Here is a 21087-nt window from a genome sequence, read left to right as displayed (position 1 = left end):
GCAAGGCGCCACGTCCCTGGCTCTCAGCCGCCGCCCAGCGCGATCCGCGTCGGCGCATCGCGCTCCACCCGCAGCCGGTCGCCCGACTGGATCAGCTCCGTCACCTGGAGCGAGCTGCGGCGCTGTTCCGGGCCGTCGGTGCCGGTGCCGGCGCCGCCTTGCACCTGGCCGCGTCCCGGGTGCGTGAAGTAGAACAGCCAGGCGCGGTCACCGGCCACCACGACGTCGGCATGGCCGCCGATGACGCCGTCGTCGGCGCCCTTGCCCGGCTGCTGCAGCAGGTTGTCCGGCTGGCGGGTCCAGTTCACGGCATCCGTTGATCGGTACACGGCCAGGCCGCGCCACACGTCGGTGATCATCCACCACGCGCCGCGCCACTGGAACACCTTCGGACCTTCGCCGGCCTGGTCGGCGACGACCTTCCCGCGTCCGGTCCAGTTCTCGAGGTCCGGACTGTCGGCGTAGTAGATCGACTTGCCGTCGCGCTCATTGTTGTACCACATGCGCCAGCCGCCGCCAGGAAGCCTGGTGATGGCGGCATCGATGACGCGGTCCGAGGCCAGCGGGATGTCGCGCGCGCTGCGCCAGGTGCGCAGGTCGGTGCTGGTGAGCTGCACGATGTGGCGCGGGTGCTTCCAGTCGGTGAACACGCCCGGCACCACGGTCAGGAACATGCGGTAGCTGCCGTCGTCGGCGCGCACCACGTCCGGCGCCCAGTGCGTGGCATCAAGTCCGCCCAGCGCCGCCGGCAGCTCGATGTCGGCGGTGCCGACATAGCTCCAGCTGGCGCCCTCATCAACCGATTCGGCGATGCCGATCTTCGTGCCGTGCACCCACGACACGCCCGACAGGCCGGCCGCGTTGGCACGGCGGTTGGTATAGAACATCCACCAGGAGCCGCGCGCCGCATTGCGGATCACGACCGGGTCGGCGGCGCCGTCGAAGACGGGATCGCGGAACAGCGGCTTGGCGGCGATGCGGCCTTCCGGCGATGCCGGCACGGCGGCCGGCGCGGCAGGGGCAGTCTGTGCGGCCGCGTGCGCGCCGGCGAAGAGGGATGCACAGACGAGGCAGCGCAGCAGGGTTTTCATCGGCAAGAGGGCGAGATCGGGAAAGGTCCAGTATCCGCAGGCGCGTGCCTTGCAGTCAATCCTGGCGCCGCGGATTCAGGAAAGAATCACGAAGCTGAGCATATCGGCCTGCGCCGACATGACTGCAGGCCTAGGCCGCCACATGGCCCAGCATCGCCGCGATCGCCTGCGGCTCGACCGGCCTGCTGAAGCAGTAGCCCTGCATCTGGTCGCAGCCGCGCTCCTGCAGGAAGGCCAGCTGCTCGCTGGTCTCGACGCCTTCCGCGATCACGTTCAGCTTCATCGAATGCGCCAGCGCGATCACGGCATTGACGATGGCCGCGTCGTCGGCGTCCTGGGTCAGGTCCATCACGAAGGAACGGTCGATCTTCAGGCTGTGGATCGGGAAGCGCTTCAGGCTCGCCAGGCTGGAGTAGCCGGTGCCGAAGTCGTCGATGGCCAGCTGCACGCCCATCGCGGCCAGGCGGCCCATGGTCTCGGTGGCCGCGCCCGGATTCTCCATCAGCACGCTCTCGGTGATCTCGAGGGTCAGGAAGGCCGGGTCGCACTCCGTCTCCGCCAGCAGCGCGCCGACGCGCTGGGCCACGTCCTGGCCCAGGAACTGGCGAGCCGACAGGTTCACACTGATGCGCACCGGGGGCAAGCCGGCGCGGCGCCAGGCCACCTGCTGGCGCATCGCGGTGGCCAGCACCCAGTCGCCGATCGGCACGATGAGGCCGGTCTCCTCGGCCAGCGGGATGAATTCGGCGGGCGAGACCATCGGCCTGCCCACCGGCTGCCAGCGCAGCAGCGCTTCCACGCCAGAAACCACGCCGCTGCCGATGTCCACTACCGGCTGGTAGTGCAGCAGGAATTCCTCGCGCTGCAGGGCGCGCTGCAGCGCCCCTTCCATGCGCAGGTGCTGGGCCGCCTGCTCGCCCATCTCGGCGGCGTAGAAGGAATGATGGTTGCCGCCCTTGCCCTTGGAGCCGTACATGGCGCTGTCGGCGTTCTTCAGCAGGGTGGCGCTGTCTTCGCCGTCGCGCGGATACATGGCGATGCCGATGCTCCCGGACGGGAAAACTTCCTGGCCGCACAGGAGCATGGGCTGGAACAGGTTGTCGAGCAGCTTGCGCGCCACCTTGGCCGCGTCGTCCTGGCCCGCCAGGTCGGGCAGCACCACCACGAATTCGTCGCCGCCCTGGCGCGCCACGGTATCGCTCTCGCGCAGGCTGCTCGACAGGCGGCGCGCGATCTCGACGATCAGGGCGTCGCCGGCATCGTGGCCGAGGCTGTCGTTGACGTGCTTGAAGCGGTCCAGGTCGATGAACATCACCGCCACCTGGCGCCCCGCGCGGTGGGCGTGCATGATGGCCTGGCCCAGGCGGTCCTGCATCAGGACCCGGTTGGGCAGGCCGGTCAGGGCATCGTGGTTGGCCAGGCGCAGCAGGGCTTCCTCGGCCTGCTTCTGGCGCTGGATGTCCTTGATGACGCAGATGAAGCGCTGGTTGCCGTTGGCGTCGCGCATGCGCGACACGGTGACGCTGACCCAGACCCGGGCGCCGTCGCGCCGGATCAGTCGCTTCTCGCGCTGGTAGTCGCTGATCTCGCCGGCCTTCAGGCGGTTGATCAGTGCCAGCTCGTCCGGCAGGTCGTCGTCGCAGGTCAGCTGCTGGAAGAAGCGCTGCAGCAGCTCGACCTCGGAATAGCCGAGGATGTGCGACATCTTGCTGTTGGTACGCAGCACGCGGCCGTCGCTGCCCAGCAGCGCGATGCCGACCGCGGCCTGGTTGAAGGTAAGGCGGAAGAACTCTTCGCTCTCCTGCAGGCGCAACCTGGCCTTGCGGCGGAAGGTGATGTCCTGGCCGATCAGGAGCAGCATGTAGCTGCCGTCCTTGCGCGCGCGGCGGATGTTGAAGTCGACGTAGCGCACGCCGTCGGCGCGGCCGTCGAGCGTGACCAGCACCTGGTCGTGGCGCGCGCCGGAAGCCAGCGCCTCGGCGGCGCGGTCGGCCAGTTCGCGGCAGGGAATCAGCTCTTCGAGCGCGGGCTTCCGCTCCAGCAGCAGGCTGTCGGGCACGCCCAGCAGGTCGGCCATGGTGCGGTTCATCGAGCGCACGCGCAGCTCGGCATCCACCACCACCAGGCCCGCGGGCATGCCGTCGATGACCTGTTCCAGGTAGTTCTGGTTCTGCAGGCTGCTGCGCTGGCTGGCATGGGTATAGGTGTCGAGCGCCAGGCCCATGTCGAAGCAGACGATCTTCAGCACCGCTTCCAGGGCGGCGCGGAAGCGTTCCGGCTGCCCGCGCAGGCGGCGCCACAGCAGGCCGGACAGCTCCGACAGGTACTTGCGGTAGGCCCCGATGTACCACTTCGGATCGAGTCCGATCTGCTGGTGGGTCGCGCCCACGCGCAGGCGCTCGCGCATGTATTCCTCGCCATACTCGCCGGCCGTCAGGCTGCTGAAGTAGGCGGACTGCACGTGCCGCAGGCGCGCCTCGGCACCGTCGCCCAGCATGCCGCGCAGCTTCGGGAAGGACATCAGGTGCGCGTAGAAGCGGTCCGAGAAGGCGTCGCGGTGGGACTCGAGCAGCGCGTGCACGTCGCGCAGGGCCTCGATGTCGGGCTCGTCCAGTTCCAGGTAGGCCTTGCGCGCCGCGACTTCCTCGCAGTCGAGCCCGATCTCGCGGGCGAGCTCGTCAACAAGGTCATGCAGGGCGTTCATGGCTTAGAAAGGAAAAATATTTACGGGAGGATAGTTTGATTGCATCATAGCAATGGGCCTGTCCCGAATCGAGCAAATCCTCACAGATAATCACATCTGTTGTTAATAGGCCATACTGATGGTGTGGTTTTGTTGCCCAGGGTAAATATACGCTTGGGATTGCTCAAGATGCGGTCGCGCCGGCGGCGCACAGTAGGTTCAATCCCAACTGCAAGGAGCCCGCCATGCGCCACTCAATCCTGCCGCGCCCGCTGCTGTCCTTGACGCTGGCCCTGTCCGCCCTGCCCGCGCTGGCGCAGGACGTCGACGTCAGCGTCAAGCCCGTGCGTGAAAAATTCGCCCGCAGCGACGAGGTGCTGGTGCGCGTCACCCTGCAGAACAACAGCGCCACGCCGCAGTACCTGCTCAAGTGGCACACCCCGGTGGCGGGCGTGCAGGCGCCGCTGTTCGAGGTGCTGCGCGACGGCCAGCCGGTACGCTACCTCGGCATCAAGGCCAAGCGCCCGCCCCCCGGCCCGGACGACTTCCTGCGGCTGGAACCGGGCGCCACGCTCACCAGCACGGTCGAGCTGTCGGCGCTGTACGAGATGAGCGTCACCGGCCCCTACCAGCTGCGCTACCGCACCGCCTCGAGCGGCCTGTTCGCCGCCTCCGGAATGCGCCCGGTGCCGGGTGCGCTGGCGTCCAGCCAGATCGGGATCTGGATCGACGGGCGCCTGCCGCGCGGGGCCAGGGTGCCGGCCAAGCAGGCCGTCGCCGGCGCCGCCTCGCTGGAATTCAGCAAGTGCTCGAACGCCCAGCAGGAGCAGCTGGCGGCGGCCGTGGACGCCGGCAAGGCGATGACGATCGACGCCCACAACTACCTGGCGGCGGGCGCCGGGGGCGCGCAGTACGGCGCCCGCTACGGCATCTGGTTCGGCGCCCTGGATGCCGGCCGCGCCGCCACTGTGAACACCAATTTCACGGCGATCCGCGACGCCTTCGAGACCAAGCCCCTGAAAATCGACTGCGGCTGCAACGAAAACTATTTCGCCTACGTGTACCCGGCCCAGCCCTACGCGATCTATGTCTGCAAGGCGTTCTGGACCGCGCCCCTCACCGGCACCGACTCGCGCGGCGGCACCCTGCTGCACGAGCTGAGCCACTTCGACGTGGTCGCGGCCACCGACGACCACGTGTACGGCCAGCAGGGAGCGGCCGAGCTGGCCCGGAGCGACCCGGCACGGGCGGTCAACAACGCCGATTCGCACGAGTATTTTGGGGAGAATACGCCGCAGCAGCAGTGATTTGCTAGCACTTGTATGTACATATTGCCAGCGCACGATTGACGATTTTTGCGTTTTGTTGACACTTCACAAAAATTGTCACGTTTCCCGTAATTCAACTTTACACATGCTCGTGTTTCCGTAAATATCGGATTGAGTTATTCCAATGTCATCTGGGTAACTCGATAAGGCTGAGGTCAAGCCACATAAAGATCTTTCATACGGAGAATGAACATGAGCTTGAAAGGCATCTGGAAGTCGGCATTGGGCATGGCTGCGCTCGCGGCAGCCTGCAACGCGCAAGCGGCGCCGAAGGGCGTGGCGGTCAGCGTGGTCCCCGAAAAAACCACCCTGGGTCAGAACGACGACGTGGTGGTGCGCGTCACCATCACCAACAATTCGGGCGCGCCCCAGTACATCCTGAAAGCGCGCACGCCCTTCGAAGGCGTGGACGAAGCGCTGTTCGACGTCAAGCGCGACGGCGAGCCGGTGGTCTACCTCGGCGCCCACATCAAGCGCGCCGCCCCGACCGCGGCCGACTACTTCCTGCTCAAGCCGGGCGCCTCGCACACCGTCAAGGTCGAGTTGTCAAGCCTGTACGACATGAGCGTGAGCGGCGACTACCAGATCAGCTACAAGCAGGTGTCGCCGCAGCTGTTCCTGGCCAGCGCGGGTGCCGCCGAGCGCGGCGGCGCCGACGGCGACCACGCCACCCTGGTGTCGGCCCCGGCCTCCGTGTGGATCGACGGCCGCGTGGGGCGCGGCCAGAAGTCGCAGGTGATGCTCGACATCGAAGCGATGAAGCGGGCCGCCGAACAGCCCTCCCCGTCCGCCGGCGGCCTGAGTTTCAACAAGTGCACCACCACCCAGCAGACCACCATCACCCAGGCCATGTCGGCCGGCTCGGCGATGGCCAGCGACGGCGACGCCTACATGCAGCGCGGCGTGATCGGCACCCGCTACACCAAGTGGTTCGGCGCCAACAACGCCACCCGGGTGGCCACCGTCAAGTCGCACTTCGCCGCCATCAAGGATGCCTTCGCGACCAAGCCGGTGACGGTCGACTGCGGCTGCAAGCAGAACTACTACGCCTACGTGTATCCGACCCAGCCCTACAAGATCTACGTGTGCAAGGCCTTCTGGAACGCGCCGATGACCGGCACCGATTCGAAGGGCGGCACCCTGGTGCACGAGATGAGCCACTTCAACGTGGTGGCCGGCACCGATGACCACGTGTACGGCCAGTCGGGCGCGGCCAACCTGGCCATCACCAACCCGGACCTGGCGGTGCAGAACGCCGACTCGCACGAATACTTCGGCGAGAACACCCCGGCGCTGAACTGAGTGGGACGTAGGTGGGCGGGTCTTCCCGCCCACGCGGTGATAGTTGGAGGTTGAAGGACTTAGTGCGATGATCTCGCAGCTGGTTGACCGCGTGGGCGGCAAAGCCGCCCACCCTACAAAAGCGGAAAGGGCCGGTATTGCCGCCCCTTCTCATTTACTGAAGCTGAATTTCACCGGCGCCGCCGGGCTGTGTCGTACCGCGTCGAGCTGCGTGACATCCGCCAGCCACGGCCCGTCGTAACGGATCTCGTAGCCCTGCTTCCCTTTCCTGAAAGCGTAGGACGGCGTGATGTCGATGGTGTTCATGTGCATGCTGTGCGGCGCCACCTCCTGCCAGTAGCTGGCCGTGAGCGCGCCGCGCTTGACCATCATGCCGGTGTAGTCGACCGGCTTGCCCTTGGCGTCGCGCAGCTCGAAGCGGCGGCCGGTGATCTCGTCGCCGGCGGCGATTTCGCGCGGGATGTAGATCGCGGTGTCGCCGCGGTTCTCGACCAGCAGGCGCACCCGTACCCTGCCATCGCCGGTTTCGACCTCGAGCTGGTGGCGCACCTGCTCTTCCTTCTCCTGGGCGCCGACGACGCCGGCCGCGCTCACCAGGGCTCCTAGGACCAGCAGGGTCGGCGGCAAAAAGCGTGTGACATGCATTCTTTCTCCTTGAAATATTATTTCAAAAGAACTGCAGAAACGAACTTTTATTTCATGCCTACTATACACCCGCCGGCAGCGGTTCCGGTACCGACGCCAGGATCATCACCGCCACGCGCCGGTTGCGCGCCTGGTTGGCGGGCGTGTCGTTCGGCGCCACCGGGCGCGTCGCGCCATGGCCGATGGCCGACAGGCGCACATCCTGCACGCCGCTCTCGATGAACAGGCGTACCACGCTGGCCGCGCGCACCGCCGACAGTTCCCAGTTGGAGGCGAAGCGCTCGTTGGTGATCGGCAGGTTGTCGGTATGGCCCTCGACCTCGATGCGCTGCGGCGCATCCTTGAGCAGGCCCGCCACCGCGCCCAGCATCTCGCGCGCCTCGTTCTGCAGGGTCGCCTCTCCTTGCGCGAACAGCACGCTCGCATTGAGTTCGATGCCGATGCCGCGCGCGTTCTGCGTCACCCGCACCTGGCCTGACTTCACCAGCGGCATCAGGGTGGCGGTGAGGTCCTTCGCCAGGATTTCCATGCGCTCGCGCTCGCGCCGCGCGGCCTCAACGCGCTTGCGGTTGACGATGTGCGACAGCGGCAGCACCGGCTCGACACTGGTATGCGCCTGCGGCGCCACGCTGCGTCCGCCGAAGGCGTCGCCCAGGGCTTCGGACAGCACCGCGTATTTTCCCTCGTTGACGATCGAGATCGCGTACATCACGACGAAGAAGGCGAACAGCAGCGTGATGAAATCGGCGTAGGAGATCAGCCAGCGCTCGTGGTTTTCCTGGGCCCCATCGTCGTAGCGTTTGCGCGCCATGATCCGGTTAGTGGCGCGTCAGCAGGCTCGCCACCCGTTCGTCGACCACGCGGGTGTGGTCGCCGGTGGCGAGGTCGTGGAAGACTTCGGCGAGGATCTCGTATTGCGCCACCTTGTCGCTGACGATGGCCTTCAGCTTATTCCCGACCGGGTAGAAGAACAGATTGGCCAGCCCCACGCCGTACACGGTGGAGACGAAGGCCACCGCGATGCCGGAACCCAGGCGCGCCGGATCGGACAGGTTTTCCATCACGTGGATCAGGCCCAGCACCGCGCCCAGGATGCCGATGGTGGGCGCATAGCCGGCGGCCGATTCCCAGATGCGCGCCGCCTGACGCTGCGAGAATTCGTAGGCGTTGATCTCGTTCTCGAGCAGGCTGCGGATCTTCTCGGGCTGGATGCCGTCGACCACCAGGCGCAGGCCCTTCTGGATAATTTTATCCTTGGTGCCCATGTACTGCTCGAGCGAGAGCAGGCCGTCGCGCCGCGCGGAGAGGCTCCACAGCGCGATCTCGCGCGACAGCAGCTCACGGTTCGATTTGGGCGGGAAAAACACCCAGCGCAGCATGCGCAGGCCCAGCATGAAGCTGCGCCGCTCGCTCTGCAGCAGGGTGGCGCCGAAGGTGCCGATCACCACGATGGCGAAGGCGGACGGATGGATCAGCGACGCGAACTTGCCGCCGTCCAGCGTATGGCCGATGAAGATGCCCGCGATCGCGAGCACCAGGCCGGCTACGCTGGCCCAGTCCACAATTGCTCCCGCAGCGCCGCGCGCAGGCGCGACACGGCCTGGGTGTGCAGCTGCGACACCCGCGACTCGCTCACGCCCATGACGGCGCCGATTTCCTTCAGGTTGAGTTCTTCCTCGTAGTAGAGGCCCATCAGCATCTTCTCGCGCGGCGGCAAGGCGTCGATGGCGTCGATCACGGCCTGGCGGAAGCCCGTGTCTAACAGGCTGCGCAGCGGATCGCTGTCGTCCACCGCATAGCGGTCGAGGAAGCTGTCGCTGCCGCCGTCCTCGCCCTGGTCGTGGAAGTCTTCGTAGTAGAGCAGCTGGTGGCCGCCGCCGTCGCCCAGCATCTCCTGGTAGTCGGCAAGCGACATCTTGAGCGACTTGGCGATCTCGGATTCGCTGGCCGGACGGCCCAGGCGCTGCTGCAGCGCCTCCATCGCGGCCTCCACCTTGCGCATGTTCTGGCGCGTACTGCGCGGCATCCAGTCGCTGTTGCGCAGCTCGTCGAGCATGGCGCCGCGGATGCGCAGCACCGCATAGGTCTCGAACTGGGCGCCGTGGTTGTCTTCGTAGCGGTTGATCGCGTCGAGCAGGCCCATCATGCCGGCCTGCACCAGGTCATCGACTTCCACCGAAGGCGGCAGCTTGGCCTTCATGTGGTGGGCAAGACGCTTCACCAACGGCATGTGCTCCGTCAGCAAATGGTTCTTGTCCGCTTTCCCTTTGACCGTGTACATGCGTTCTGCTTTTCTCTTCCGCTATCTTTGTTCTTCATCCCCTGCCCATGCCAGGCATCGCGTGCAACGCGAACTTGCCTGCCAGGCGACGGAAGGCGACCGAGGCCCCCGCCAGCGGGAAGGCATCGACCACCGCCCGGCCCAGGCGCGCGGCCCGGTGCAGGTACTCGTCGGCCGGCACCGAACCCATCGAGCGCAGGTTGACCGCCAGGTAGCGTGTTGCCGCAGCTGACATATTATCGTATACCACCTTGGCCTCCGCCTCTGTCGCGCCGGTCACCAGGATGCCGAAGGGGCGGCGGCCCAGCTGCTGCGCCAGGCGCTTGATCAGCGCATAGGCATTCGTGATCGAGGCGGCGGAGGTACCGACCTGCACCACGATCTCGGAGCTCGCCATCAGCGGCAGCGGGAATTCGCCGTCCGGCCCCAGTTCGCCGTCGACCATCACGATGCCGGCCTGCCCCACCAGCACGTCGAAGGTCTTGGCCAGGCGGCGCGCGTCGTTGCTGCCGTGCGGACGGCCGAGCGATGCCACCGAAAAGCCCTGCGGCACCGCGTGCAGCACCTGGTTCAGGCCATACTCCTGGCGCGCCACGGCGGCCAGGTTGGCGGCCCGGTTCAAGCCCAGGCGGCGCGCCACACCGTAGTCGCGTTCGCAGGCGTCGACGATCAGGACCTCGTTCCCCAGCTGGGCCAGCGAGGCACCCAGGTTGACCAGCATGGCGCCCTTGTCGTCTTCAGGCGTGGCGGAGAGAAAAGTGACGATGCGCGGGCGCGGGCCCTGCAGCATCCGGCGCAGGCCTTCGGCCTGGTCGAAATCGAAACTAGCCAAGGTGCACCTCGCGCAGGCTGCGATCGTTGCCGGCAGCGGCCATCATCAGCGGCAGGTCGGCATCACCGAACTGGGCTTGAGCATGACGGTTGTTGCGGAAGGCGCGGTCGACCAGCATGGCACGGTCGGCCAGGTGCAGGTCTTCCGGCACGCGCTGGCCGTTGGAGATGTAGTGCAGGTTGAGCTTCTGGCGGATCACGACGTCGAGCACGTTGCCGATCGAGGCGGCTTCGTCCAGCTTGGTCATGATGCAGCCAGCCAGGCCCGAACCCTGGTAGGCGCGCACCACTTCGTTCAGGGTCTCGCCGGTCGAGGTCGCGTTCAGGCACAGCAGGCGCTTCACGTCGGTGCCGGATTCGGAGAGCATGGCCACCTGTTCCGTCACCATCTGGTCGCGCTGCGACATGCCGATGGTGTCGATCAGGACGGTGTGCTTGTTCTTGAGTTCTTTCAGGGCGATGCGCAGGTCGGCCTCGTCCTTTACCGAGTGCACCATCACGCCGAGGATCTTGCCGTAGATGCGCAGCTGCTCGTGGCCGCCGATACGGTAGGCGTCGGTGGTGATCAGGGCCAGCTTGTCCGGGCCGTGGCGCATCACGCAGCGCGCCGCCAGCTTGGCGGTGGTGGTGGTTTTGCCGACGCCGGTCGGGCCGACCAGGGCGAACACGCCGCCGCGGTTTAGCAGATCGTCTTCGTTGGCGATGGTGGTGAGATTACGGGCCAGGACGGTCTTGATCCAGCGCAGGGCGTCGGCCGCGTCCTTGGTCGCCGGCATCTTGTCGATCAGGTAGCGCGCCAGGGTGGCCGAGAAGCCCGCAGCCAGCATCTCGCGCAGCACGGCGGCCTTCTGCGGCTCGCGCTGTTGCGTCGCGTTCCAGGACAGTTCGGCCAGCTGGGTTTCCATCAGGCCGCGCATGGCGCGGATCTCGTTCATCATGCCGCTCATTTCAAGAGCGGCCGATTCCTTGGCCTGGGCGATGGCGGCGCTCATCATCTGGGTCATGGCGGCCATGTCGATGCCCGGCTCCGGGCTCGGGGCGCGGCGGTTGACGTAGGTCGGCGGGATGTCCGGTTCGATGGCGGGCGCGGCGCGGCGTTCCACATAAGCTTGGCCGGCGAACGGGTCCAGCTTCGGCGCGGCGGCGCGCGGCGCCGGCTGGCGTGGTTCCGGTGCGGCGGGCGCGAAGGCGGCCGGGGCGCGGCTGAATACCGGTTCGGGGTCGAAATCGTTGTCGAAGGCCTGGAAGCTCGGCGCCTGCGGTTCTTCGATGGATGGGGACGCCAGTGCGGCGACGTCGTCGTTGTCGAGCGCGAGGATCTCGACCACGCCGTCGACCGGGCGGTTGGAAAGGATGACCGCGTCAGGGCCGAGCGCCTCCCGCACCTTGCGCAAGGCGTCACGGGATGTAGCCGCTGTAAATTTCTTCACGTTCATCGTTTCTCTCCGCACTTCGTTCAGCTGTACTGTTCTAAGGTACGCGGGCGTAATGCCCGTCCATAGGCAACATTATTGGCGATGCCGTAAGGAAACCATCGGAGGAAAAGGAAGGGGAATCCAGTCTATTTCAATGGCCATGGCTGGCCCAGCACGAACAAGCATTGTGCGACCACTGATGACAATTATGCAATATCATACAAACCATCAATGTCTGGTATAAGTAGCGTGATTACAACGGCATGTCATTACGAACAATTTAGTTGGCAAAACTCAATTGTCTCAGATTGTAACTATGATGAATTTGAGGCATACTCAAATCGCACCGGGTTTCCGGAACAATAACGAAAGGCCCTACAGATGAAATTCAGGATACCGAAGCGTCAAGCCGGCATGTCTGGAGAAGCCTTTTTGATCTCCTGCTGCAAGACGCTCGACAGCAGTATCCCCGCCTTGAGGACGGCGTGCCTGATCGCAGGCGTCATCGCCGCAGGCCTGCGTTTGGGTCGTGTGGGAGATTTCCTGTTCGTCACAGGATTGTTGTTGCACTTCTCGATCTGGTTCGAGAACTGGTGGGTACAGCGGCGACGCCGCTGATACCGGCCGCCGCGGGCCGGTATCGCGGCGTGCGAATCAGGAAGACGAGGAAGCGTTGGCGCTGGCCGAGATGGCATCGGCGCTGGCACGACCGGCAACACCCCAGCGGCCACGCACGAGACGGCCATACACCACGATGTAGAGCGCAAGCTGCGCCGCCACGATTGCCAGGCTGACCGGCGCCGATGCGCCGGCAACCACACTCACCGCCACGCACATCGCCACCGCAGGAGCGATGAAGCACACCACGCTGGCATTGCGGTTCCACGGACGCGACGCGTCACGGCGGACATGCTTGAAGACGAGCCGGCGGTACACCAGCGTATGCAGGTGCAGCGCGTCCGGCGCGCCCGGGCTGACGTTCTTGATCACGCGACGGCGATACATGCTGAACAGCACCTCAATGACCGGATAGCCGCAGATCGCCAGCACCTGCCATGCATTCACCGACGGGTTGCGCACCAGAAGCAGCACGGCCATTTCCGAGACCAGGAAGCCCAGGAAGTAAGCGCCGCCATCGCCCAGGAACAGCTTCCCGAACGGATAGTTCAAGGCCAGGAAACCGGCGGTTGCGCCGATGCACAGGGCGCCGATGGCCACTACCAGGTGGTCGCCATGCTGCAGGCCGACGGCAGCCAGGCCGGCGGACATGATGATGATCGTGCTGCTCGACAAGCCGTTGAAGCCGTCGATGATGTTGATGGCATTCGAGCCGCCCGAGACGACCACGGCCGTCACGATGATGGCGAACGGAGCAAATGCGAGCAACGTATCGACGCCCCACAGGTCGAGTTCGGTCACGGTCGCGCCCAGGGCGGCGCTGGCGATCATCGCACTCATGGCGGTCGCGGCCAGGCGTACCCGAACGGACACGCGCTTCGTGAAGTCCTCGATCAGGCCGGCGAGGAAAGCCGGCAGGCTGGCGAGCAGCAGCAGGCGGATGTCGGCCGAATGCAGGGGGTTGACGCCAGCCGGCGCCAGCATCTGGAACAGCGCCAGGCCAAGCAGCACGCCTGCCATGACACCGATACCGCCGATGCGCGGCACCGCGGTCGTGTGCACCTTCTGCACGCCGTTCAGGTCGTGATCGTGGGAGAGTTTACCGTGCCATTTCTGCGACAGGACGATCAGCAGACACACAGCGAAACTCACGGCCAATGCCGTCAAGCCAAGCCCAAATTGTTGATATTCCAGCATTATTAATCGCAAAGACACCGAACGTGTTCAATCCAACTGAACAACGTTGGCTGATCGGGAGGTGGTTGTAGATGAGCCGCGATGACATCACGGCCCGGGAAATTTCGTGCACTGTTTTAGAGCAACGAGAATGTTATCACAAATCAACACATAAACTTGACTTTGGGCACTGGGAACAGCCCCCAAAACAGGGGGATGATTCCAAAAAGAGACAAATCGGTAGCCATCGCTGGCCTTGACTACCCGGCATGCTTACATCGGCACGCCCACCAGGCTGGTCACCCGGATCGTCTTGGTCTCCGGAATTTCGTTATGCGACAGCACTTTCAGCTGCGGCACCGCGCGCCGCAGGAAGCGCGACAGCAGCACGCGCAGCGGCGCCGGCACCAGCAGCACCGGGCTCAGGCCCATCTGCTCCTGCTGGGCAGCGGCATTGGCTGCCTGCTGGGCGATGGTGTCGGCCAGGCCGGGCTCGATGCCGGTGCCGTCGCCGCCCGCCCCCATCGCCTGCATCAGCAAGCGCTCGAGACGGTTGTCGAGGGTCATCACCGACAGCTCGTTCGTGCCCGGGAACAGCTGCTGCACGATGGCCCGGCCCAGCGCCACCCGCACCATGGCGGTCAGCTCGTTCGGGTCCTGGGTCTGGCCGGCGTACTCCGACAGGCACTCGATGATGGTGCGCATGTCGCGGATGTGCACGCCTTCCAGCAGCAGGTTCTGCAGCACTTTCTGCAGGGTCGACAGCGACACCACCTTCGGCACCAGGTCTTCGACCAGCTTCGGCGCGGCCTTGGCCAGGTGATCGAGCAGGTCTTGGACTTCCATCCGGCCCAGCAGTTCCGAGGCGTGGGTCGTGATCAGGTGGTTCAGGTGGGTCGCCACCACGGTGCCGGCGTCGACCACGGTATAGCCCAGGCTCTGCGCCTCGTCGCGCAGGCTGGCGTCGATCCAGGTGGCCGGCAGGCCGAAGGCCGGGTCGGTGGTGACCAGGCCCGGCAGCGTGCCGCTAGCCATGCCCGGGTTGATCGCCAGGAACTGGCCGTTGATCGCTTCGCCGGTCCCCACTTCCACGCCCTTGAGCGTGATGCGGTAGGCCGAAGGCTTGAGTTCGAGGTTGTCGCGGATATGCACCGGCGGCGCCAGGAAGCCGACTTCCTGGGCGAACTTCTTGCGGATGCCCTTGATGCGCTTGAGCAGCTCGCCGCCCTGGGTCTTGTCGACCAGCGGGATCAGGCGGTAGCCCACTTCCAGGCCGAGGGTGTCGACCGCCATGACGTCCTGCCAGGTCGCCTCTTCCGATTCGGCGGGGGTGGCGGGCGCGCCGCCGGCCGCGGCCGTTGCCGCCGCTTCCGCCGCGGCCGCTTCCTTGGCCGGCTGCTCGTTCTTGCGCTTGGCGATCAGGTAACCGCCGCCGCACAGCGCGCTGCCCAGCAGCAGGAACACCAGGTTCGGCATGCCCGGGATCACGCCCAGCGCGAAGATGATGCCGCCGGTGATATACAGGGCTTCCGGACGGGCGAACAGCTGGTTGGTCACCTGGCTGCTGATGTCGTCCTCGTTGGCCACGCGCGAGACCACCATACCGGCCGCGATCGAGATGATCAAGGAAGGAATCTGGGCCACCAGGCCGTCACCGATGGCCAGCAAGGTGTACACCTCGGCGGCCTCGCCGAAGCTCAGGTCGTGCTGGATCACGCCGATGATCAGGCCGCCGATGACGTTGATCAGGGTGATCATGATGCCGGCGACGGCGTCGCCCTTCACGTACTTGGACGCACCGTCCATCGCGCCGTAGAACTCGGCTTCCTGGGCTACTTCGTTGCGGCGCTTGCGGGCCTCGGCTTCGCCGATCAAGCCGGCGTTCAGGTCGGCGTCGATCGCCATCTGCTTGCCCGGCATCGCATCCAGGGCGAAGCGCGCGCCCACTTCGGCGATACGGCCCGCACCCTTGGTGACGACCGTGAAGTTGATGATGGTGAGGATGATGAAGACGACGATACCGACCGTGAAGTTGCCGCCGATGAGGAAGTGGCCGAAGGCCTCGACCACCTTGCCCGCGGCCGCGCCGCCGGTATGGCCTTCGGTCAGGACGATACGGGTCGAGGCGACGTTGAGCGCCAGGCGCAGCATCGTCGAAATCAGGAGGATGGCCGGGAAGGCCATGAAGTCGAGCGGCTTGACCGTGTACAGCGCGGTCAACAGCACGATGACGGACAGCGCGATGTTAAAGCTGAAGAACACGTCCAGCACGAAGGCCGGCAGCGGCAGGATCATCATCGCCAGCAGGATGACGATGAAGATCGGGGCCGCGAGCGCGCTGGCGCCGCGCGACGCGAGCCCGTTCGTCCATGCCGGCAGTTTGATGCTGTTCATTAGTGCAATGCTCCGTTATTCGGGTCCGTATTTGCTGCCCCCGGTCCCTTGTAGGCCGGGTCGTTCGGGTCCATCTCCGGCGGCACCGCCAGCTTCGTCGGACGATCCGGGTAGATGCCCTCGCCCTTCCTGTAGGCGCGCAGCTGGTAGACGTAGGCGAGGACTTCCGCCACGGCCGAGAACAGCTTCTCCGGGATTTCTTCGTCGATGTCGGTGTGCTTGTAGAGCGCACGGGCCAGGGCCGGGGCTTCCAGCAAGGTCACCTTGTGTTCAAGGCCGAGTTCGCGGATCTTGGCGGCGACCTCGTCGACACCCTTGGCCACCACCCGCGGCGCGCCCTTCTGGCCATCGGCATACTTCAGCGCCACCGCGTAGTGGGTCGGGTTGGTGACGATCACATCCGCAGTGGGCACATTCTGCATCATGCGGCCGCGCGCCATTTCGCGCTGCATCTGGCGAATCTTCCCCTTAATCTGCGGATTGCCGTCCGACTCCTTCGACTCCTGGATCATTTCCTGGCGCGTCATCTTCATCTTGTCGTGGTAGTGCCACAGCTGCCAGGGGCCGTCGATGGCGGCGATCACGCCCAGCGCGCCGGTGATGAACAGAAAAGCCTTGGCCACCAGCTCGCCCACATGGGCACTGCCGGCGCCCAGCGGCTCGACCGCCAGGCCGATCAGCGCATCCTTCTGGCTCATGATGACCACCCAGGCCACGGCGCCGACCACCAGGGTCTTGGCGACGGCCTTCAGCAGTTCGATCAAGGCATTAGTAGAGAACATGTTGCCGATGCCCTTGATCGGGTCCAGCTTCATGAAATTCGGCACGAAGGCCTTGGAAGAGAAATTCCAGCCGCCGATCAGGAGCGGCGAAGCGAGCGCCACCAGCATGATAAGGCCTGCCAGCGGCAAGCAGGCGATGATCACCGCCACCAGGTCGGCGGTGATGCGTTCGATCAGGACGTTGGGGTTGAAGACCTGGTCGCGGCTGAGCGAGAGGCCGGACTGCATGGCCTGCTCCAGCTTGCCGATCAGCGAGCCGCCCGTCATCCACAGGCCGGCGCCTGCGGTCATCAGGACGGTGAACGTGGCGATTTCGCGCGAGCGGGGGACGTCGCCCTCTTCGCGGGCTTTCTCCAGTCTTCTGGGTGACGCTGGTTCTGTCTTTTCTGCGTCGCTGTCGTCCGCCATCTACTCTTCCCGTCGTTCTGTCTGTAACTACTACCAAAGCAGTATTGTCCCAGATATTGCTGCATGGCTATACTTTGAATAGGGGAAGGATTTGCCCGTATTCCTGGAACCCGGAAAACGGCGCGGATTACTTGTTCACAATTTACATTCGCATGCGACGCGCATGGACATGTTGTAAAACATGCGATACTGTTGGCTACTTTGTCGAAATGTAACGAACGGTTCCTCTTTTTTTGATTAGGGGAAATGTTTTAGTAATATAATGTGCTTGCAATTGATACACTTGCACTTCTGTAATCTGAACAAATCAAGGACCTCACATGAAAAAGCTTCTCGTTGCTAGCGCTATCCTGAGCCTGCTGTCGACCCAAGTGCTGGCGCAGAGCACCACCACCCCGGCAACCGGCGCAACCGGCACCACCGCAACCGGCACCGCAACCGGCACCACCGCTGCCGGTACCGGCGCTGCTGCTGGCACCGCCAGCACCGGCGGCCTGCTGGGCGGGACCGCCCTGGCTGGCCTGTCGACCACCACCCTGGTCGCCATCGGCGCAGCTGTTGCTGCTGTCGGCATTGCTGCTTCGGACAGCGACTCGACCACCAACCACTCGACCACCACCCACCACTAATCGGTGGCGCGAGGGCGGTTCGCCTGTCCTCGCACTGGTCTGGTTGCAAAGAAAATCGGCTGCGCATGCAGCCGATTTTTTTTTATCCGAACAACTCGACCTCGTCGAGGAACTTGCCTGCCACGTCCTTCGGCGCCAAGCGTGGCTCGCCTTCGATGGGCCACTCAACGTTGACGGTCGGATCCTTCCACAACAGCGTGCGCTCATGCTCCGGATACCAGTAATCGGTGACTTTGTAGAGTATTTCCGCGTCCTCGCTCAAGGTCAGGAAACCATGGGCAAAGCCGGGAGGAATCCATAACTGCCTGCGGTTGTCCGCGCTGAGCACAGCCCCGACCCAACGCCCGAAGGTCGGCGAAGACTTGCGCAGGTCGACCGCGACATCGAACACCCTGCCCTTCACCGCCCGCAGCAGTTTTCCCTGCGGGTGCCGGACCTGGTAATGCAGTCCGCGCAGCACGCCCTGCACCGACATGCTGTGGTTGTCCTGCACGAAGTCCACCGCCAGCCCGGTGGCTTCCCGAAAATCGCCCGCGTTGTAGCTTTCGAAGAAATAGCCGCGGTCGTCGCTGAAGACCGTGGGTTCCAGCAGCAGCACGTCGGGAATCGCGGTGGGTGTTCGTTGATAAGGCATGGTTCAGGTATCGGCTTTCAGCAGCTTCAGCAGGTAGTCACCGTAAGCGTTTGTCGACAGGGAAAAAGCCAGCTGCTCGAGTTCGGCAGCGCCGATCCAGCCCTGGCGGTACGCGATCTCTTCCGGGCAGGAGACCTGCAGCCCCTGGCGCTTTTGCAGGGTGGCGATGAAACTGGCCGCTTCCAGCAGGCTGTCATGGGTGCCGGTATCGAGCCAGGCGAGGCCGCGGCCCATGATCTCGACGTTCAGCTTGCCCTGCTCGAGATAGGCTTGGATGACGTCGGTAATCTCCAGTTCCCCGCGTGCCGACGGCTTGATGTCGGTGGCAATAGCGCACACGTTCTTGTCGCAGAAATACAGCCCGGTCAGCGCGTAGTTCGACTTCGGCACTGTCGGCTTTTCCTCGATGCTGACGACGCGCCGTCCGGCATCGAACTCGATCACCCCATAGCGCTCCGGATCATGCACGTGATAGGCGAACACGGTCGCACCGTCGATGGGTGCACTCGCCCGCTTCAGGTGGCTTGCCAGCTCGTGGCCGTAGAAGATGTTGTCCCCCAGGACCAGCGCACATGGATTGTTGCCGATGAAATCGCGCCCGATGATGAAGGCCTGGGCCAGGCCGTCCGGCGAAGGCTGGACTGCGTATTCGATGTTCATGCCCCATTGGCTGCCGTCCCCGAGCAGTTCCTGGAAACGTCCCGCATCATGCGGGGTGCTGATCAGGAGGACGTCGCGGATCCCGCTCAGCATCAGCGTGCTGAGGGGGTAGTACACCATCGGCTTGTCATAAACCGGCATCAGTTGCTTACTGACCACCTGCGTTACCGGGTATAGCCGGGTACCGGAGCCGCCGGCCAGGATAATGCCCTTGCGTTTGGTATCAAGCATCGATGTCCCTTTGAAGAAGTTGCCGCAGTACATGAAGCACGCCGTCTTGCCAGGGCGGCAGGCGCAGGCCGAAAGTATGGCGGAACAGGCTGGTATCGAGCCGAGAATTGGCCGGGCGCCTTGCCGCCGCCGGAAATGCCGCCGTCATCACCGGCAGCACGCTTTCCGGACCGGCCTGGAGGGGCTCCCCGGCTTCGTGCGCGGCCCCGAGCACAAAGCGAGCGTAATCGTACCAGCTGGTCTCTCCCGCCGCCGCGACATGATAGGTCCCGTACGGGAAGCTGGCGGCTTCTTCGCGCGCGTACTGCCGGAGGAGGTGAGCCGTCAGGTCGGCGAGTAGCGCGGCGCTGGTCGGAGCTCCAAACTGGTCGTTGACGACGCTCAAGCGTTCGCGTTGTGCGGCCAAGCGTAGCATCGTCTTCGCAAAGTTACCGCCGTGCACGCCCAACAGCCAGCTGGTACGCAGGATCAGGTGGCGCCCACAAGCCTTGGCCAGGGCCCGCTCGCCGGCGAGCTTGCTGCTGCCGTACACGCCGAGCGGTGCCGGCGCATCGTTTTCCGTCCAGGGGAGCTGCCCGGTGCCGTCGAATACGTAGTCGGTCGAATAGTGCACGACGAGCGCATGCAGGCGCGCGGCTTCTTCGCCGAGTATGCCGGGGGCCCGGCCATTGACTGCAAACGCCGGCTCGCGCTCGGACTCCGCCTGGTCGACCGCCGTGCAGGCGGCCGGATTGACGATGACGTCCGGGGCGACCCGGCGCACCAGCGCACGCAGCGCGTCGGCATCGGCAAGGTCGCAGTGCACACGGCCGACGGCGACGACCTCACCCAGCGGCGCCAGCGCACGGACCAGCTCGAAGCCGAGCTGCCCGTCCTTCCCCGTCAACAGGATCTTCATTCAGTCCCCGTAATGCTTGCCGATCCAGTCGCGATAAGCGCCGCTGGTCACGTTCTTCACCCACTCCTGGTTGTCGAGGTACCAGTGCACCGTTTTGCGAATGGCGCTCTCGAAGGTCTCGGCCGGCTTCCAGCCCAGCTCGCGTTCCAGCTTGCCTGCATCGATCGCATAACGCCGGTCATGGCCAGGACGGTCGGCGACAAACCGGATCTGTTCGCGGTAGACCTTGCCGTCGGCACGCGGGCGCAGCGCATCCAGGATATCGCAGAGCCTCGTCACGACCTCGAGGTTCGTCATCTCGCTGCCACCGCCGATGTTGTAGACCTCGCCCACCCGCCCTGCTTCGAGCACGCGCCGGATCGCCGCGCAGTGATCGCGCACGTACAACCAGTCGCGCCGCTGCTGGCCGTCGCCGTAGATCGGCAGCGGCTTGCCTGCCAGCGCGTTGTGGATGCATAGCGGGATCAACTTCTCAGGGAAATGATAGGGCCCATAATTGTTCGAGCAGTTCGTGGTCAGGACAGGCAATCCGTGGGTGTGGTGCCAGGCACGCACCAGGTGGTCGCTGGCGGCCTTGCTGGCCGAGTACGGACTGTTCGGCGCATAGCGATGGGTCTCGCCGAATGGAGGGGCGCCCTCGTCCAGCGAACCGTAGACCTCGTCCGTCGACACGTGCAGGAAGCGGAACGCCGCCTTTTCCGCAGCCGGCAAACCGCTCCAGTAGGCGCGCACCGATTCGAGCAGGTGGAAGGTTCCGACGATATTGGTCTGGATGAAGTCCTCGGCACCGTGGATGCTGCGGTCGACATGGCTCTCTGCCGCGAAGTTGAGGACCGCGCGCGGCCGGTGCTCCGCCAGCAGGCGGCCTAGCAGGGCGGCATCGCCGATATCGCCCTGGACGAACACGTGGCGCGGATCGCCGCGCAGGCTGGCCAGGTTCCCGAGGTTGCCGGCATAGGTCAGCTTGTCGAGGTTCAGCACCGGCTCGTCCGAGGCGGCGCACCAGTCCAGCACAAAATTACTGCCGATAAAGCCGGCACCGCCGGTCGTCAGGATCATGGAAGGAGGTTTCCTGGATGCG

19 protein-coding genes are annotated in these 21087 nt (G+C 65.0%); 4 read left to right on the top strand and 15 right to left on the bottom strand.

Translation table 11 applies throughout. The features are described from left to right. Positions 1-23 precede the first annotated feature (23 nt). The gene (locus ACK6C6_RS03855) at positions 24-1091 is read right to left on the bottom strand and encodes a hypothetical protein (protein ID WP_409265999.1); all 1068 of its coding nucleotides are present in this window, start codon (positions 1089-1091) and stop codon (positions 24-26) included. Positions 1092-1221: 130 nt separating this feature from the next. Then, complete coding sequence (locus tag ACK6C6_RS03850; protein WP_409265998.1) at positions 1222-3795, bottom strand: EAL domain-containing protein; 2574 nt, start codon at positions 3793-3795, stop codon at positions 1222-1224. A 224-nt stretch (positions 3796-4019) separates the two neighbouring features. Here ACK6C6_RS03850 and ACK6C6_RS03845 point away from each other — a divergent pair, with 224 nt between their 5' ends. Beyond that, positions 4020-5081, top strand: a complete 1062-nt coding sequence (locus ACK6C6_RS03845) for a M35 family metallo-endopeptidase (RefSeq protein ID WP_409265996.1) — start codon at positions 4020-4022, stop codon at positions 5079-5081. Between the two features lie 213 nt (positions 5082-5294). Continuing rightward, the gene (locus ACK6C6_RS03840; RefSeq protein ID WP_409265993.1) at positions 5295-6404 is read left to right on the top strand and encodes a M35 family metallo-endopeptidase; all 1110 of its coding nucleotides are present in this window, start codon (positions 5295-5297) and stop codon (positions 6402-6404) included. A 150-nt stretch (positions 6405-6554) separates the two neighbouring features. On the opposite strand, the gene ACK6C6_RS03835 is transcribed toward ACK6C6_RS03840, so the two are convergent. The 6 genes from ACK6C6_RS03835 to flhF form a co-directional block, all read right to left on the bottom strand. After that, entirely contained in the window at positions 6555-7049 is a 495-nt protein-coding gene (locus tag ACK6C6_RS03835; protein WP_409265992.1) for a hypothetical protein, read from the bottom strand. Positions 7050-7110: 61 nt separating this feature from the next. Then, complete coding sequence (motD, locus tag ACK6C6_RS03830; protein ID WP_409265991.1) at positions 7111-7860, bottom strand: flagellar motor protein MotD; 750 nt, start codon at positions 7858-7860, stop codon at positions 7111-7113. Between the two features lie 7 nt (positions 7861-7867). Then, a complete protein-coding gene (locus ACK6C6_RS03825; RefSeq protein ID WP_409265989.1) occupies positions 7868-8611 on the bottom strand; it encodes a flagellar motor protein in 744 nt (247 codons plus the stop codon). Further along, on the bottom strand, positions 8593-9330 hold the full coding sequence (locus ACK6C6_RS03820) for an RNA polymerase sigma factor FliA (RefSeq protein WP_036212228.1): 738 nt from the start codon (positions 9328-9330) through the stop codon (positions 8593-8595). The genes ACK6C6_RS03825 and ACK6C6_RS03820 overlap by 19 nt, the downstream gene beginning before the upstream one ends. A 34-nt stretch (positions 9331-9364) precedes the next feature. Beyond that, positions 9365-10162, bottom strand: a complete 798-nt coding sequence (locus ACK6C6_RS03815; RefSeq protein WP_409265987.1) for a MinD/ParA family protein — start codon at positions 10160-10162, stop codon at positions 9365-9367. Then, on the bottom strand, positions 10155-11597 hold the full coding sequence (flhF, locus tag ACK6C6_RS03810; RefSeq protein ID WP_409265986.1) for a flagellar biosynthesis protein FlhF: 1443 nt from the start codon (positions 11595-11597) through the stop codon (positions 10155-10157). The genes ACK6C6_RS03815 and flhF overlap by 8 nt, the downstream gene beginning before the upstream one ends. A 360-nt stretch (positions 11598-11957) precedes the next feature. Between flhF and ACK6C6_RS03805 the strand changes: the two genes are divergently transcribed. After that, on the top strand, positions 11958-12194 hold the full coding sequence (locus tag ACK6C6_RS03805; RefSeq protein WP_409265984.1) for a hypothetical protein: 237 nt from the start codon (positions 11958-11960) through the stop codon (positions 12192-12194). Between the two features lie 36 nt (positions 12195-12230). Here ACK6C6_RS03805 and ACK6C6_RS03800 read toward each other — a convergent pair whose 3' ends face one another. The 3 genes from ACK6C6_RS03800 to flhB all read right to left on the bottom strand — a co-directional run bounded on the left by ACK6C6_RS03800 (position 12231) and on the right by flhB (position 16954). After that, positions 12231-13346 (bottom strand): MraY family glycosyltransferase, encoded by a 1116-nt coding sequence (locus ACK6C6_RS03800; protein ID WP_409265983.1) that lies wholly within the window; start codon positions 13344-13346, stop codon positions 12231-12233. A 297-nt stretch (positions 13347-13643) separates the two neighbouring features. After that, complete coding sequence (gene flhA / locus ACK6C6_RS03795; protein WP_409265982.1) at positions 13644-15764, bottom strand: flagellar biosynthesis protein FlhA; 2121 nt, start codon at positions 15762-15764, stop codon at positions 13644-13646. Beyond that, positions 15764-16954, bottom strand: a complete 1191-nt coding sequence (gene flhB, locus ACK6C6_RS03790) for a flagellar biosynthesis protein FlhB (protein WP_409265981.1) — start codon at positions 16952-16954, stop codon at positions 15764-15766. Before flhB ends, flhA begins: the two co-directional genes overlap by 1 nt. 320 nt (positions 16955-17274) lie before the next feature. Here flhB and ACK6C6_RS03785 point away from each other — a divergent pair, with 320 nt between their 5' ends. Next, positions 17275-17583, top strand: a complete 309-nt coding sequence (locus ACK6C6_RS03785) for a hypothetical protein (protein WP_409265980.1) — start codon at positions 17275-17277, stop codon at positions 17581-17583. 82 nt (positions 17584-17665) lie between these two features. Here ACK6C6_RS03785 and rfbC read toward each other — a convergent pair whose 3' ends face one another. Genes rfbC through rfbB form a run of 4 tightly spaced genes read right to left on the bottom strand, consistent with a single transcriptional unit; the run spans position 17666 to position 21065 of the window. Beyond that, positions 17666-18217, bottom strand: a complete 552-nt coding sequence (gene rfbC / locus ACK6C6_RS03780) for a dTDP-4-dehydrorhamnose 3,5-epimerase (protein ID WP_409265979.1) — start codon at positions 18215-18217, stop codon at positions 17666-17668. A 3-nt stretch (positions 18218-18220) separates the two neighbouring features. Then, entirely contained in the window at positions 18221-19108 is an 888-nt protein-coding gene (gene rfbA / locus ACK6C6_RS03775; protein WP_409265978.1) for a glucose-1-phosphate thymidylyltransferase RfbA, read from the bottom strand. Next, positions 19101-20006, bottom strand: coding sequence for a dTDP-4-dehydrorhamnose reductase (gene rfbD, locus ACK6C6_RS03770; protein WP_409265977.1), 906 nt, complete (start codon positions 20004-20006; stop codon positions 19101-19103). Before rfbD ends, rfbA begins: the two co-directional genes overlap by 8 nt. Further along, positions 20007-21065, bottom strand: coding sequence for a dTDP-glucose 4,6-dehydratase (gene rfbB / locus ACK6C6_RS03765; RefSeq protein ID WP_409265976.1), 1059 nt, complete (start codon positions 21063-21065; stop codon positions 20007-20009). It lies immediately after the preceding gene. Positions 21066-21087: the final 22 nt, after the last annotated feature.

It is taken from the genome of Massilia sp. BHUDP2, from assembly GCF_046236355.1.
GTDB lineage: Bacteria > Pseudomonadota > Gammaproteobacteria > Burkholderiales > Burkholderiaceae_D > Telluria > Telluria varians.
This window is presented reverse-complemented; position numbering and strand designations above follow the sequence as displayed.

Excerpts from the sequence above, each read along its gene's own strand:
- ACK6C6_RS03855 (WP_409265999.1), bottom strand. The coding sequence starts at position 1,091 with ATGAAAACCCTGCTGCGCTGCCTCGTCTGTGCATCCCTCTTCGCCGGC.
- ACK6C6_RS03850 (WP_409265998.1), bottom strand. The coding sequence starts at position 3,795 with ATGAACGCCCTGCATGACCTTGTTGACGAGCTCGCCCGCGAGATCGGG.
- ACK6C6_RS03845 (WP_409265996.1), top strand. The coding sequence starts at position 4,020 with ATGCGCCACTCAATCCTGCCGCGCCCGCTGCTGTCCTTGACGCTGGCC.
- ACK6C6_RS03840 (WP_409265993.1), top strand. The coding sequence starts at position 5,295 with ATGAGCTTGAAAGGCATCTGGAAGTCGGCATTGGGCATGGCTGCGCTC.
- ACK6C6_RS03835 (WP_409265992.1), bottom strand. The coding sequence starts at position 7,049 with ATGCATGTCACACGCTTTTTGCCGCCGACCCTGCTGGTCCTAGGAGCC.
- motD (WP_409265991.1), bottom strand. The coding sequence starts at position 7,860 with ATGGCGCGCAAACGCTACGACGATGGGGCCCAGGAAAACCACGAGCGC.
- ACK6C6_RS03820 (WP_036212228.1), bottom strand. The coding sequence starts at position 9,330 with ATGTACACGGTCAAAGGGAAAGCGGACAAGAACCATTTGCTGACGGAG.
- flhF (WP_409265986.1), bottom strand. The coding sequence starts at position 11,597 with ATGAACGTGAAGAAATTTACAGCGGCTACATCCCGTGACGCCTTGCGC.
- ACK6C6_RS03805 (WP_409265984.1), top strand. The coding sequence starts at position 11,958 with ATGAAATTCAGGATACCGAAGCGTCAAGCCGGCATGTCTGGAGAAGCC.
- flhA (WP_409265982.1), bottom strand. The coding sequence starts at position 15,764 with ATGAACAGCATCAAACTGCCGGCATGGACGAACGGGCTCGCGTCGCGC.
- flhB (WP_409265981.1), bottom strand. The coding sequence starts at position 16,954 with ATGGCGGACGACAGCGACGCAGAAAAGACAGAACCAGCGTCACCCAGA.
- ACK6C6_RS03785 (WP_409265980.1), top strand. The coding sequence starts at position 17,275 with ATGAAAAAGCTTCTCGTTGCTAGCGCTATCCTGAGCCTGCTGTCGACC.
- rfbC (WP_409265979.1), bottom strand. The coding sequence starts at position 18,217 with ATGCCTTATCAACGAACACCCACCGCGATTCCCGACGTGCTGCTGCTG.
- rfbA (WP_409265978.1), bottom strand. The coding sequence starts at position 19,108 with ATGCTTGATACCAAACGCAAGGGCATTATCCTGGCCGGCGGCTCCGGT.
- rfbD (WP_409265977.1), bottom strand. The coding sequence starts at position 20,006 with ATGAAGATCCTGTTGACGGGGAAGGACGGGCAGCTCGGCTTCGAGCTG.
- rfbB (WP_409265976.1), bottom strand. The coding sequence starts at position 21,065 with ATGATCCTGACGACCGGCGGTGCCGGCTTTATCGGCAGTAATTTTGTG.